We start from the raw sequence: 13,562 nt of genomic DNA on the forward strand, positions 1-13,562 counted from the left end.
GTCTCACCTCCTTTGATTCCAGATTTCTGCAATTTCTTCCGCCGAAATATGCCACAGTCGGTTGAGAGCCCTCAGGGCCTCTTCCCGTTTTTCCTGGATGGCCATGAATCCGACATCATGAACCATATCTTTTTTTGTCTGTTTCCCCAAGTAGATTTCCCTTTCCCTCATGATAAGAAGCCCCAGCGTCAGGAACACGTCCAGCACATCACTTGTAATTTCATACCCTTCGCGAGTGTGCTGTCCCAAAAGATATTCCCGGGACACATGGCCTTCCGCCTGCAGTAAATGAAGTATATGAAGATAGCAGTACCGCATCCCGACAAGATCGGGATACTTTCTCATGACCGCTTCCCGCCGTGCCACAAGCTCATCCCTGTTAAAAAGCAGATGCAGCTCGGCAGCCTGGCCGTTTAAAAGCGGAAATGCCGTCGGAGTCAGAACCTTTGCGGCTCCGGCATCATAGAAGACAACGGTTCTTGTACCCACAGGCAATGGATCCCCGTAATTCAGTACTGTTCCATCCATAGATGGCGGAACTGAAGAATTGTCTCCCTTATATGTTACAGTTTTTTTGTCTTTTTGTAAAATGGTATTTAAAAGTGTCTCTTTGTTCTTGCTTGAATAGCGCCAATCAACGACCATGTGCGGCGTTTCCACAGCCTTCACTTCCAGGTCGACACTCGTAATACCGCGAAACGTATTGAGCCGCGGTGCAAAGGCAATCTTGGCAATTTCACCGCTGTAAAAGTACGGGCTTGAGGGCCCTTCCTTCCACACAAGACCCTTAAAATCCTGTCCGGCATGGCGCAGGTCAAGGCGCAGATGGTTCTTTTCTTTTCCCATTGTGGAAACACGGGTAATCTGAGCTCTCGTAAAGCCCAGAACCGGTGCCTCGTTTTCGGCCCCGAAGGGAGCCAGTCTGTCAAGGGCTTCCACGTCCCTTACAGTCAGTGTCTCATCATCCGCAAGCAAGAGATCGGGCGTCACGACCGGTTCATAAGGCTCGTTATGAAGCAGTTCGGCAACTGTCTGTTTGAATGCTTCCCGGAAAGAAGCAATCTGCCCTTCCTCGATGGTGAGACCTGCTGCCTGAGCATGACCGCCAAATTGTACCATATAGCGGCTGCAGGATGCCAATGCGTTATAGAGATGAATCGGAGGAATGCTCCGGCAGGAACCGTGGGCCACACCATCTTTCAGACTCATGAGGATAGCGGGGACATGATACTTCTCAACAAGGCGCGAAGCCACAATTCCGATGACACCCGGGTGCCATCCTTCTTTCGCAAGCACGATGGCCCAATCTGCGCTGCCCGGTTCTGCAAGCATCATTTCAGCCTCTTCAAAAATCTTTTGGCTGAGATCCTGGCGCTTGGCGTTTTCCTCATTCAGGAAATGGGCCCGGCGTTTAGCCTCTTCCGGATCTTTAGCAAGAAGAAGGCGCACCGCGTCCATTGCGTCCCCCAGCCTTCCGGCCGCATTAATACGGGGACCGATGCCGAAACCGATTGTTTCGCTCGTTACGCGGGCGTCCTTGCTGATACAGGAATCCAGGAGAGCCTGCAAACCCACCAATTTCGTCCGGCGAATCTTGGCGAGCCCGATACGGACGATTTCCCTGTTTTCGTCCACAAGAGGAACCACATCCGCTACAGTCGCGACAGCCGCAAGCTCTATATATTCATGCCAGTACGGCCCGCTCGGGTCAATGGCTTTCTGCAGTGCCTGGCAGAGCTTAAAGGCCACACAGGCTCCGCAAATTGACTTACAGGGATATTTATCACCCGGTCTGTTCGGATTGACCACGGCACAAACATCGGGCAGTACAGTCGGCGGCAGATGGTGATCTGTCACGATGATATCCATCGACTTAGGAGCCTGTGCCGTTACTTCCGCCCCGGTAATACCCGTATCTACGGTCACCATCAATGTTGTTCCTCCGGCAGCAATTTTTTGAAGTGCCGGCAGATTAAGACCATAGCCTTCCGAATCCCGACGAGGAATATAAATGGAGACATCTGCTCCAAGTTCTTTTAAATATAAATACAATAAACTGCTTCCCGTCGTACCATCGACATCGTAGTCACCGTAAATTGTAATCTTTTCGCCGCTTTTAACTGCCTTGAGGATGCGCTGTACGGCGCGTTCCATATCCGAAAGCAGGAACGGATCATAAAAAGGGTCCGGTCTCCCCTTCAGGAAAATCTCAATTTTCTTCGGGTCTGTCATACCGCGGCTGACAAGTACAGCCATGACAAGCCGCGGCAGTCCCAACTGGTCCGCAAGCTGCTGTTCCCGCAGAGTCAGCTGCAATTCAGCAGAATCAACTTTTGTACAAATCATGGAATGTATTATTTCTCCGGATTAAAAGGTTTAATGATAGGATCTTTGTCATCGTCGCCAGGACGATAGGTGCTGTGCGGACGCGGTGCCGTAAAGCGAGGAACATCCGAAGCAGGTCTGTCTTTCGAACGCTGCGTGGCCTGTTGTTTCAGTTCCTTGATTTCTCCCTTGAGTTTCCGTTCCTTCATGTAGTGTGTCGTCTTAACCTTCAGGGCAATCAGACCGGAAATCATGAAACCGATTACAAGAGACCCCAGAATAATCACGGCGAGACTCATGGAAAAATGCCAGAACAGGAAAGATACTTCTACCATAACCGCGTTCTGTACTGCAAAAATTGCAATGCAAAGGGCCATGATCCCCATAACGATCAAATACAGCATAGTGAACTCCTTTCAGAAACAGTAGCTGACAGATCAAAGCTTCCGGCGGCGCTCTTTCTAACAACAAAAGAAGAAGCGGCCTGCGGCTGCAGAAATCTGCACGACAAGCGCGCACGCCGCTTTCGGCATCGGCTATTTGCTGTCAGGTATATTAAACCTGCGTCTTTATTTTTTATACCCCGTCTTCCGGTCTACAATATTCTCCAGTGGTTGACCGGCTGCGTAACGTTTCAGGTTGTCGCAGGCAATGTCCACAATTCTGTCCCACGTAATCTGCGCGTGGAAACCACCGCTGACGTGCGGCGTAATATGCAGGTTCGGAGTCTTCCAGAGAGGACTGTCCTGCGGCAGCGGTTCAGGCGTAGCCACATCAATGGCAGCACCGTTAAGATGTCCTGATTTCAGGGCTTCCATCAATTCTTCCTGTACGACAGCTACACCACGGCCTACGTTGATGAAGAAAGCCCCTTCCTTCATGGCTGCAAAGCGTTCCTTGTTATAGATGTGTTCCGTCTGCGGCGTGTCAGGCAGCGCCGAAATCACAATATCAGCCCGCGCCAGGTACTTATCAAGATCATCCAGTGTACCCATTTCATCGGCTTCCGGCAGCGGAGCTGTGCTGCGGCGGCGAATGCCGATGACATGCGCACCCATCGTCTTAAGGAGCAGGCCCGTCCGGCGTCCGATGTTGCCGAACCCGACAATGACAGCCGTGCTGCCATAAATGGTATGAACCGTGCCTTCATCGTGCCAAAGGCCCTGCTTCTGGTTAGCGTCGTATTTATAGAAATTCTTCATCATCGGCAGCAGCAGTCCCAGGATATGCTCGGCAATATTGATGCCATAGCCGCCCGTTGCGTTGGTAAGGAGCAGATCCTTTGGAAACGTCGGTTCCGAAGTATACGTATTAGCGCCTGCGGTTTCAAGCTGCAGCCACTTTAGTTTTGGCAGCGTGGCAGCCATCGGCGGTTTAATATTTCCGATGATGACTTCTGCTTCGGCAAGTTTGTCCGGATCTTTGCCATAATAGAAATCCGCATTCGGCAGAGCTGCTTCCAGCGCTTTCTTATGCTTGTCCAATACCTTCATTACTACTGCAATTTTCATGAGTTGCCTCCTTGAAGATACAATGTATTCTTGTCGAACTTTAATTTTATAAGATTTTCCTATTATAAACAATGGGTAAGCAGAAAGGATAGGAGAAATGCGCTTAAAAAGAGCTAAAAGTGTGAAAAAAGATACAAAAATCAGACAAAGTAGAAGCAGTGGTTAGTGAGTAGTGATTAGTACAGCCGTGCAGGCAGTTACCTCGGAGGAACCTTAAAATAGATTACATGTGCCACTTAGCTTTTTATTCATTACAAACTACTTATCGTTTTACCTCCGCGTGCGACCTGCGTCATATGAAACAGGCTCAGTCGATTTCAGGATGGCCAAGCTTTTAGCTTGGTCTGTCAAGGAAGCTTTCCTCCCCCACTGCGTAGTCCTTCCTTCCGACTGCGTGGAAGGAGGTGGCATATGTTCCTTCACTGCAGTAGTATCTGAATTTCTATCCTCCACTGCCTTCTCAGTTCTCCTTGCGACGCCACTTCGTGGCGTGAAAGGAGGTTGTAGAAGATAAGCAAACTTCCTTCGTCAGTTTGCTTTTAATATAAAAAAGACTTCTTATTCTCCAGCCACCCCTGTTGGAGAAAAGAAGTCTTTTTAACTGCACGAAGTAAGAACTTACAAAAATTATTTTGGTACAAAGAGGTAAAGATGATCCATCCGCGCGCACTCAGAACGGATACGTTGAAAACCCAAACATTTGCATATGACTTCGAGCAGATGGTTACAGCTTACAGTAAATTTCACTTCTTGTACAGGGAGGGGGGTCGTGAATGGACCAAAAGTGGAAGCGAAAGGGAATTTTTTTGGGAAGCGGACGGAAAACTGCAGATAACGACAAAAAACTGTGAAGGAACGGTGTGCATTCCTTCACAGTTTTTACTTTACTTTGCTTTTCCCTTTTTGCCCCCGTCTATTTCTTTATGCAGCATATTCTGGATTTCCTGCATGAAGCTGTTAACGTCGGCGAACTGGCGATAAACCGAAGCGAACCGGACATAAGCAATCTGATCCACTTTTTCGAGATGTTTCATTACGGTCTCGCCAATCAGTGAAGACTTGACTTCATTTTCTCCCAAAGTTCGGATCTCGGCTTCGACTTCCGAAGCAATTCCCTTGATCTGATCATAAGAGAAAGGACGCTTTTCAAAAGCGCGCAAAAGCCCTGCTATCAGTTTCTGACTGTCGAACATCTCGCGGCGGCCATCTTTTTTGATTACAAGCAGAGGAGCGACTTCGTACTTTTCATACGTCGTGAAGCGGCGCCCGCATTTAGGGCACTCGCGTCTGCGGCGGATAGCGGTTCCGTTATCACTGGAACGGGAGTCAATGACTCGACTGTCTTCGTAGGAGCAGAATGGGCACTTCATAGGCTATCCCTCGAGCTTATTTACGCAGCCAGGGCGGAATCTCGTTGGTCGGGCTGTTGAAGGAGCTGATCTTGGATGCAGCCGCATTTTCAGCGGACTTCGTCAGCTTGCTTTGCGGGGTCTCCGGCTTCTTGAAGTTCATCGGTTTCGGTCCCTTGGCACCAGCCGTACCATCGTCGATACCCGTGGCAATGACGGTGACGCGGATAGCGTCATCCATCTTTTCATCAATGGTAGCACCAAAAATAATGGTAGCATCCGGGTCTACAGCATCGGTAATAATCTTGGAAGCTTCGTTGACATCAATCAAGGACAGGTTCGGGCCGCCCGTGATGTTGAGCAGTACGCCCTTGGCACCGGAAATGGTGCTGTCGAGCAGCGGGCTCTTTACAGCAGCTTCAGCGGCAGCAGCAGCGCCTTCTTCACCGTTAGCCGTACCGATACCCATCATAGCGGAGCCGGCGTTGGACATAATGGTCTTTACATCATTGAAGTCCACGTTGATAAGGCCCGGCACACTGATAAGGTCAGAAATACCTTGTACGCCCTGACGCAGGACATCATCGGCAATCTTGAAGGCATCTACCATGGAAGTTCTTCTGTCTACCACTTGCAGCAGACGATCGTTCGGAATCGTGATGAGCGCATCAACTTTGGCTTTCAGGTTAGCAATACCCTGTTCAGCCACGTTGTAACGACGGCGTCCTTCAAACGTAAACGGTTTGGTAACAACGCCGACGGTCAGAGCGCCTGCTTCTTTTGCACATTCAGCGACAATGTGGGCTGCACCCGTACCGGTACCGCCGCCCATGCCGGCAGTAACGAAGACCATGTCAGCGCCCTTCAGCAGTTCGGCAATCTGGTCCTTGGATTCCTCAGCAGCCTGCTCGCCTTTTTCCGGGTCAGCACCGGCACCAAGGCCCTTCGTTACTTCTTCACCAATTTGCAGCTTGGTGGGAGCTTTGGACGTTTGCAGAGCCTGTGCATCGCAGTTGACAGCGATGAATTCAACGCCCTGCAGCCCTGTATCGATCATACGGTTGACAGCGTTATTTCCGCCGCCGCCGACACCGATAACTTTGATTTTTTCCAGGGGCTGTTGTGCAGCCTTTTCCTTCTCGGGTTCAAACATATCCATGGTCCTCCTCACATCAGTTAATTCGTGGAATAACTGGAAGATTTTATTTTAATCTGTATTATAGTATACCATCAGAAAGACAAGATTTCACGCCTTTTTATAGGAAATCTACGAAAACCTTTTATTTCTTCATAAACAAACGGCGAATAATGGCAATATTGTTGAAAATCCGCAGCCCGAACGCAACAAGGGCCACGTAGTAAAGGTCAATGCCGAGTCTCATTCCGAAATAACAGAGAAAAACAGCGAAAAGACCGTTCGCAAAAAAGCCACTGATAAAGATACTGCTGTCATAGGTTCCTTCTTTCACGGCACGCAGGCCGCCAAACGCGGCGTCCAGAGAAGCCATAAAGGCGACCGCCACCAGCTTGGTATAAAACTGGGGAAAAACCGGTAAATAGATGCCGATAGCAATACCGGCAGCAAGACCCAGGATGGCGTAAATCATGACTCACCACCCTCCTTCGGCTTGGCATATTCGTAATGACGTGTGCCCTTATAGGCCGGAATCGTAATATCGCTTTCCTGTTTCACGTCCACATCGATGCCCCAGAATTTCAAGGTTTCCACCACGCCGCCGCGAAGTCTCAGCGCGCTTTCCATGGTCTTCGGATCTCCGATGGCCCGGATGATATAGGGCGGTGAAAACCGGGTATTATTGACAGAGACGGTCGGCCCCGCACAGCGTACCTCGGACACATCAAGGATGCGTTCGTCGTTGAGGGCGATGGCTTCCGCCCCGCCTGCCCGCAGTTCGTTCAGGATGCGCAGCAGGTCATCGTCGTGAATGACGTGCAGGTTCGGGTCCTCCCCTTTTTTCGTCGGCAGCGGGCTGTCATTGAGAGTCACCGTGACACCCGGCCCGTGCAGGGCCGTTTCTCCTGCGTACATCTTCAGGTTCTGGATGGTCTTGGCATCTGCCGACCCAGCCTGCTCCTTCGCTAGCTGTTTCAGACGTTCCTGCAATTCCTTATTTTCTTTTTCCGTCGTTTTTAATTTTTCGACTAAGTCTTCCGCCCGCTGCTGATTAATTGACTGCCTGGCATGCTCAGCGCTGCGGAACTGCGTTGAGACCATCACACCGAGCACAAGGCAGACAAGGAACGTAAAGAACTTTTCCTTCCTATCTTTGTAATGCATAATGTCTCCTTCTACTCGAAGTAATTGAGAAAACCACGGGCCGCTTATAGCGGGTCATCCGTGGAAACGAAATGGCTGAAGCAATTCGTTTAGAATAAATAAAAGCAGTTTTTTAATTTAGATTATACGCTAAAAGCGATATTTGTTTTCCATTGATTCCGGCCGGAAGGCCATCATCATACTGCTTTATTCCACCTTGATATACGGTACGGCGTAAGTCATATCGATATACCGGGCCTTGATTTTCTTCTGTTCCAGATCATCGCACAGGGAAATAAAGGTATCGATTCGATTCAGCGCATTGACACCGGTTCCCACGATGAAAGGCACACCGCCTTCAATATAGAGGGTGATGCGCATCCTCTCATCAAGAGAAATCTCCGAGATGCGGTCTGAAATCCCTGCCGGAAGTTTGCCCAGGAAGGCGCACATGGCTTTCAGATTTTCGCCTGTAATCTCGTCCCCTTCCTCGAGTCCTTCGGCTGTAAAGCCGGTCACGAGCGGTGCCGTAGCATCTTCGATGGCTCCTTCTTTACTGATGACGTAGCCATCCTTGGAAATCTTGGCAAAGCTGCCGTCGTCGCAGCGCATATACATGACCGGTTCCCGTTCCTTCACATGCACAACAAGGTAGTTGGGCAGTCCGAACGAAAAATCAACCTTTTCAATGCGCGGATCCTTGGCAAGGGCCTGACGCAGTGCGCTGCGGTCGATGGTCAGGATGTTGACCGGGTCCTTGAGAGACCCGGCATCCATGACTTCTTCGAGCGTAACGTATTTATTCCCCGAAAGTTTCACCCGCCCGAAATGGAACCAGGGCTGGTGAATAAAAATATAAATACCGATTGCTGCGGCCACTACGCCCAGCACAGCTCCCGTCACGCGCGGCGAAATCCGCGGCAGGGAAATATGCAGGCGGGATTTTCTGCGCCGCCTTTTTTTAGGTTCTTCAGGCGGCTCCGGCGGCTTTTGTGTTCTTGTTTCCTGCTCCTTAATATACCGGCGGAAGGACGGCGGCGGAACAGGATGTGAATTTTCTTTGTGTTCAGGCACCACCGGTCGCTTGAACGGCTGCCTGTTCCATCTTGGCGTATCCATTTTAGCAGTGAGCCGTCTTCAGAATCTTTTCACACAAATCCGGGAAGCTCAGTCCCATGGCTTCCGCGGCATGGGGAACGAGGCTCGTCGGGGTCATGCCCGGAATCGTGTTGACTTCCAAAACGATGCAGGATTCATCTTTGGCCACAATGAGATCCACGCGGGCTACACCGCTGCAGCCGAGGGCCATGTAAGCATCTACACCGATTTTCTGCAGCTTTTTCGTCAGTTCAGCACTGATTGGAGCCGGACAGGTATGCTTCGTGGCGCCGGCCGTGTATTTATTGTGGTAATCATAGTAACCCTGGAGCGGTTCAATATAGACGAGCGGCATGGCAATTGGTTTGCCGTCTTCGCCCATCATGACGCCGGCGGCGACTTCCGTACCGGTAAAGAAGGCTTCAGCCAGGATCCGGTCATCATACTGGAAGGAGTTGTTCAGTGCTTCATCCAGTTCTTCTTCGCTGCGCACGATGGAAACACCGATGCTGGAGCCCTGCGTAGCCGGTTTGATAACAACAGGCAGACCAAGCTTATCCATAATACGCTTCTTGATATCGGCTTCGCCCCTGGTGATAAACAGGCAGGGAGCCGTCGGCACGTTCTGCTGAACGAAGAGACGCTTCGTGTAGACTTTATCCATGGCGAGGGCACTGGCAAGCAGTCCGGAGCCCGTATACGGAATGCCCATCATTTCCAGGGCGCCCTGCACGTGACCGTCTTCACCGTACAAACCATGAATGGCGTTAAAGACCACCGTGGCACCGCTCTCGGCAACTTGCTTCTGGAAGTTTTTCGGATCGAGGTCGATGGTAACGACATCATATCCTTTTGACTTCAATGCCTCTGCAATCGCATTGCCTGTGACCAGGGAAATTTCGCGTTCCTTGGAAGGACCGCCCATAACGACTGCGACTTTCTCATTTTTGTTCATTTTTCTGCCTCCGTTCCAAAGCCTTCACCAGATTCTCGCCCAGCTGCACAATGTTGCCGGCCCCGATGGTCATGACGAGGTCACCGGGCGCTACATGTTCTTCCAGATACTGTTCGATTTTATCAAAACCGGACATATACTTCACATCTTGTCCGGTAGTTTCCCGAATGGTATTCGCAAGCATTTCTCCGCTGACGCCGGGGATAGGGTCTTCGCTGGCGGCATAGATATCCGTCACAATCAGCTCATCGCACTTCTTAAAAGCAACGGCAAACTGGTCACGCAGCAGTTTTGTGCGCGTGTAGCGATGAGGCTGGAATACGGCGATGAGGCGTTTCGGCTGAGTCTGACGGGCTGCTTCCAGGGTCACCTGGATTTCTGTCGGATGGTGAGCATAATCGTCGACGACCCACACGCCGCCGACTTTGCCCTTGGTATCAAAACGGCGCTTTGCTCCGCGGAATTTTTCGAGGGAATCCAGAATGCTGTCAAGACCGATGCCGAGAACGCGGGCTGCTGCAATAGCCCCGAGTGCATTCAGCACGTTATGACGGCCCGGCACAACAAGGTGGCCGTGACCGATGACTTCATTGTGCAGCAGGATATCAAAGTGCGTACCATCGGGACTGTACACGATGTTTTCGGCCCGGTAGTCCGCATCCTTGCTGTCGATGCCATAGGAAATGACTTCCGTCGGCGTCTTGCTGCCGACCTGGCGCACCTTCGCGTTGTCATAGCAGAGGACCGCCTTACCGTCTTTCTTCGTCTGATCAACAAACTGCTGGAATGCTTTCTGGATATTTTCTTCATTGCCGTAATGATCCATATGGTCGTTTTCGATATTCGTCACTACAGCAATATACGGACGGAATTTCAGGAAAGAACCATCGCTTTCATCGGCTTCGGCGACCACATAATCGCTGTGACCGTTTACGGCGTTGGAACCGAGGTTATTGACGACACCGCCGACTACAACCGTCGGATCAAGACCGCCGTCGCAGGTGATGAGAGACAGCATAGAGCTCGTCGTCGTCTTACCGTGAGCACCGGCTACGGCAATGCCTTTATGCTTATTCATCAAATAAGCCAGCACATCGCTGCGGTGAATAATGGGCACGCGGCGGCGTTTTGCCTCAAGGACTTCCGGGTTATCATCGTGAATGGCCGTCGATACCACTACGGCCTCAGCCCTTTCAATCTGGCAGGCGTTATGCCCGATGAAAACAAGGGCGCCTTCTTCGGCAAGCTTTGTAGCCATGGGGCCCGGTTTGGCATCCGAGCCGGATACATGATAGCCGCGTTTAATGAGCACATGAGCCAGAGCGCTCATGCCGGCTCCGCCAATGCCGACAAAATGTACATTCTTGACTGTATCTAAATTCAACACTATGCATTCCTCCTGTTGCGGTACACCAATTCCAGTGCAGCCTTCGCAATTTGATCCGCCGCGTCAGGATTTCCGGCTTTGAGTGCTCCTTTATGCATCATGCGCAGCAAATCGGGGTCTTTAAATAATTTTTGGATGGTGGAAAGTAAAATCTCACCATTCAAGTCTTTATCCAGGATGACTTCCGCTGCTCCCATACCGGCAAGCGCGCGGGCGTTATATTCCTGATGGTTAGCCGTCGCGTAGGGATACGGAATCAGAATGGAAGGAACTCCTTTGACCATCAGTTCCGCAAGTCCGATAGCCCCGGCCCGTGAAACAGCAAGGTCAGCCGCGGCAAGGGCCAGCGGCATTTCGTGGAGATACGGAACCACATGGATATTGGTGCAGCTTTTGATAACCGAACCGACAGCATCCATATGGGCCGCATAACCGTACGTTCCCGTCGCGTGAAGAATCTGGATCTGGCGATTGCCGGCCAGAGCCTTTTCGACAGGAATCATGCTTTCATTAATCGTCCGAGCGCCGCGGGAACCGCCGAAAACAAGCAGCGTCTTCATGGACGGGTCAAGATTAAACTTGGCAATACCCTCTTCCCTCGTGGCTTCGGTAATTTCGGCACGGACAGGGTTACCCGTCACAATCTTTTCGGCACTTCCCGAAAAATACCGTTCACCCGCTTTATACCCCAAAAAGACCCTGTCCACAAAATGGGAAAGAATCTTGTTGGTAACGCCGGGCATGGCATTTTGTTCCTGAATGCAGGTCGCTACGCGCTTCATGGCGCCCCAGAAAAGCACAGGGCCGCACACGTAGCCGCCCGTACCCACTACGAGTTCCGGGTCAATCCGGTTAATCAGGGAATAGGCATCGCCCATTCCCAGAAAAAGCTCACCGGCACTCTTTAATGTACCCAGACCCAGATGGCGGTCAAAGCCTGCCACCCGGATAAATTTCAAAGGATAGCCGTAACGCGGCACGATATCCCTTTCGAGGCCTTTGCGGGTCCCGACAAAGGTAATCTCGGCCTCCGGTTCCTGCTTTTTGATGGCATCGGCAATGGTCAGGGCCGGGTAGATATGCCCGCCGGTTCCACCGCCGGCAATGACGACTTTCACGCTTGTCCCTCCCCTGCTTTAGCGGCAAGTCCTCTGACGAGTTTCTTAAAGACTCTTCCTCTTTCGGGGAAGTTGGCAAACATATCGTAAGAAGAGCAAGCCGGGGAAAGCAATACAACTTCCGGCGGACGAGCCACTTCAAAGGCCTTGTTTACGGCGTCTTCGAAGGATCCGTCGATCATAATGATATTCTTCACATGATTCTTTTTGGCAGCTTCATAAAAACGCTGGCGTGCTTCGCCGAGCAGAATCAAGGCATCGGTCTTCTGAGCGCAGGTCTGCATGAAATCATCAAGACCTGTCATCTTATCGTGGCCACCGGCAAGAAGTACCACGTGGCCGTCCTTGAAGGCTTCGAGGGCCTTGATGGCAGAATCGGTGTTCGTCGCTTTGGAGTCGTTGTAATACGGCACACCCTTGATGGTCGTTACGTATTCGAGACGATGTTCCACGCCTTCAAAGGCTTTCAGCACTTTAGCCATGTTTTCATTGGTAACGCCGGCAAAGTGAGAAACAAGAATAGCACCGAGAACGTTCTGTTCGTTGTGGGAACCGAAAATCTTCAAGTCGCTTACTTTGCAGATACGGTCCTTATGGCCTTCCACGTTGAGGACGAACCAGCCATCCTCGACATAAGCCCCTTCATCCAGCACCTTTTCCGTACTGAAGAAGTAAACACGGCTCTTTGCTTTCGGAGCAAGGTTTCTCGTATTCTCGTTATCGTAGTTCAGCACCAGCACATCATCGGGTGTCTGATTAGCAAAAATCTTAGCTTTGGCCGCGATGTAATTTTCCATGTTGCCGTGACGTTCGAAATGGTCCGGCGTAATATTGACAATGAGGGCAATCTGCGGATGGAACGTCGTCGTGCCTTCCAGTTGGAAACTGGAAAGTTCGGCAGCTACCACAGATTCCGGGCCCATGTGCTCCAGTTCCTTGGAGAGGGCAAATCCGATATTGCCGGCGACCGTCGTCGGTACGGGCAGTGTATCAATCATGCGGCCCACGAGCGTCGTCGTAGTCGTTTTGCCGTTCGTCCCGGTAATGCCAATCCAGGTACCCTTATAGAGGCGGCTTGCTTCTTCCGCTTCACCAATAATTTCCATATGAAGGTCACAAGCCTTCTTTACAGTTTCCGTCGTAAACGGAATACCAGGAGAAATGATGAAGAGGTTACTTTCCTTCAGGTACGGTTCCGGTTCAACCCCACAGACGTACTTTCCGCCCTTTTTCGTAAAAGCGTCCAAAAACTCGGGCGCCACATTTTTTTCCTCATCGTTATACAAAATGACGCGGTCTCCCCGGTCCGCCAGAACCTGGGCTACCCCCTGGCCGCTGATACCAGCGCCATAGACAAATACTGTCCGGCTGTTTTCCAATTTTTCTTCCTCCCTACTGCGTGTATGCAGATGTGATATTTAAGCTTGTGAAAACAAGGAATATGCAAAGTAAATGGCTGATAACATTGAATTGTGAGCTCTACAGCTCACAGGCACCAGCCGAAAGCGGTTCGAAAACCGCAGGTAACGAGAAGCTATAAA

At 50.9% G+C, this 13,562-nt stretch carries 12 protein-coding genes; all 12 read right to left on the reverse strand.

What is annotated here, in order from left to right; translation table 11 throughout:
- Positions 1-3: 3 nt before the first annotated feature.
- Positions 4-2,346: a single-stranded-DNA-specific exonuclease RecJ gene (gene recJ, locus LKE33_11165; protein ID MCH3951477.1), complete on the reverse strand. Its 2,343-nt coding sequence runs from the start codon at positions 2,344-2,346 to the stop codon at positions 4-6.
- An 8-nt stretch (positions 2,347-2,354) separates the two neighbouring features.
- The gene (locus LKE33_11170; GenBank protein ID MCH3951478.1) at positions 2,355-2,729 is read right to left on the reverse strand and encodes a LapA family protein; all 375 of its coding nucleotides are present in this window, start codon (positions 2,727-2,729) and stop codon (positions 2,355-2,357) included.
- Positions 2,730-2,894: 165 nt separating this feature from the next.
- The gene (locus tag LKE33_11175; protein ID MCH3951479.1) at positions 2,895-3,836 is read right to left on the reverse strand and encodes a D-2-hydroxyacid dehydrogenase; all 942 of its coding nucleotides are present in this window, start codon (positions 3,834-3,836) and stop codon (positions 2,895-2,897) included.
- Between the two features lie 884 nt (positions 3,837-4,720).
- A complete protein-coding gene (gene nrdR, locus LKE33_11180; GenBank protein MCH3951480.1) occupies positions 4,721-5,206 on the reverse strand; it encodes a transcriptional regulator NrdR in 486 nt (161 codons plus the stop codon).
- Positions 5,207-5,222: 16 nt separating this feature from the next.
- Positions 5,223-6,338, reverse strand: a complete 1,116-nt coding sequence (gene ftsZ / locus LKE33_11185; GenBank protein MCH3951481.1) for a cell division protein FtsZ — start codon at positions 6,336-6,338, stop codon at positions 5,223-5,225.
- A gap of 127 nt (positions 6,339-6,465) precedes the next feature.
- Entirely contained in the window at positions 6,466-6,792 is a 327-nt protein-coding gene (locus LKE33_11190) for a small basic family protein (protein MCH3951482.1), read from the reverse strand.
- A complete protein-coding gene (locus LKE33_11195) occupies positions 6,789-7,484 on the reverse strand; it encodes a DUF881 domain-containing protein (protein MCH3951483.1) in 696 nt (231 codons plus the stop codon). Before LKE33_11195 ends, LKE33_11190 begins: the two co-directional genes overlap by 4 nt.
- Before the next feature lie 186 nt (positions 7,485-7,670).
- On the reverse strand, positions 7,671-8,582 hold the full coding sequence (locus tag LKE33_11200) for an FtsQ-type POTRA domain-containing protein (protein ID MCH3951484.1): 912 nt from the start codon (positions 8,580-8,582) through the stop codon (positions 7,671-7,673).
- Between the two features lies 1 nt (position 8,583).
- On the reverse strand, positions 8,584-9,516 hold the full coding sequence (locus LKE33_11205; GenBank protein MCH3951485.1) for a D-alanine--D-alanine ligase: 933 nt from the start codon (positions 9,514-9,516) through the stop codon (positions 8,584-8,586).
- Positions 9,503-10,903: a UDP-N-acetylmuramate--L-alanine ligase gene (murC, locus tag LKE33_11210; protein MCH3951486.1), complete on the reverse strand. Its 1,401-nt coding sequence runs from the start codon at positions 10,901-10,903 to the stop codon at positions 9,503-9,505. The genes LKE33_11205 and murC overlap by 14 nt, the downstream gene beginning before the upstream one ends.
- Positions 10,903-12,021 (reverse strand): undecaprenyldiphospho-muramoylpentapeptide beta-N-acetylglucosaminyltransferase, encoded by a 1,119-nt coding sequence (gene murG / locus LKE33_11215; GenBank protein ID MCH3951487.1) that lies wholly within the window; start codon positions 12,019-12,021, stop codon positions 10,903-10,905. The genes murC and murG overlap by 1 nt, the downstream gene beginning before the upstream one ends.
- Positions 12,018-13,400 (reverse strand): UDP-N-acetylmuramoyl-L-alanine--D-glutamate ligase, encoded by a 1,383-nt coding sequence (gene murD, locus LKE33_11220; protein ID MCH3951488.1) that lies wholly within the window; start codon positions 13,398-13,400, stop codon positions 12,018-12,020. Before murD ends, murG begins: the two co-directional genes overlap by 4 nt.
- Positions 13,401-13,562: the final 162 nt, after the last annotated feature.

Origin of the sequence: Acidaminococcus sp., from assembly GCA_022482815.1 — a bacterium.
GTDB lineage: Bacteria > Bacillota > Negativicutes > Acidaminococcales > Acidaminococcaceae > Acidaminococcus.

Bases quoted from the DNA above. Each gene is read 5' to 3' on its own strand.
- LKE33_11190 (MCH3951482.1), bottom strand. From the start codon at position 6,792: ATGATTTACGCCATCCTGGGTCTTGCTGCCGGTATTGCTATCGGCATC.
- LKE33_11205 (MCH3951485.1), bottom strand. From the start codon at position 9,516: ATGAACAAAAATGAGAAAGTCGCAGTCGTTATGGGCGGTCCTTCCAAG.
- recJ (MCH3951477.1), bottom strand. From the start codon at position 2,346: ATGATTTGTACAAAAGTTGATTCTGCTGAATTGCAGCTGACTCTGCGG.
- ftsZ (MCH3951481.1), bottom strand. From the start codon at position 6,338: ATGTTTGAACCCGAGAAGGAAAAGGCTGCACAACAGCCCCTGGAAAAA.
- LKE33_11175 (MCH3951479.1), bottom strand. From the start codon at position 3,836: ATGAAAATTGCAGTAGTAATGAAGGTATTGGACAAGCATAAGAAAGCG.
- LKE33_11200 (MCH3951484.1), bottom strand. From the start codon at position 8,582: ATGGATACGCCAAGATGGAACAGGCAGCCGTTCAAGCGACCGGTGGTG.
- nrdR (MCH3951480.1), bottom strand. From the start codon at position 5,206: ATGAAGTGCCCATTCTGCTCCTACGAAGACAGTCGAGTCATTGACTCC.
- LKE33_11195 (MCH3951483.1), bottom strand. From the start codon at position 7,484: ATGCATTACAAAGATAGGAAGGAAAAGTTCTTTACGTTCCTTGTCTGC.
- LKE33_11170 (MCH3951478.1), bottom strand. From the start codon at position 2,729: ATGCTGTATTTGATCGTTATGGGGATCATGGCCCTTTGCATTGCAATT.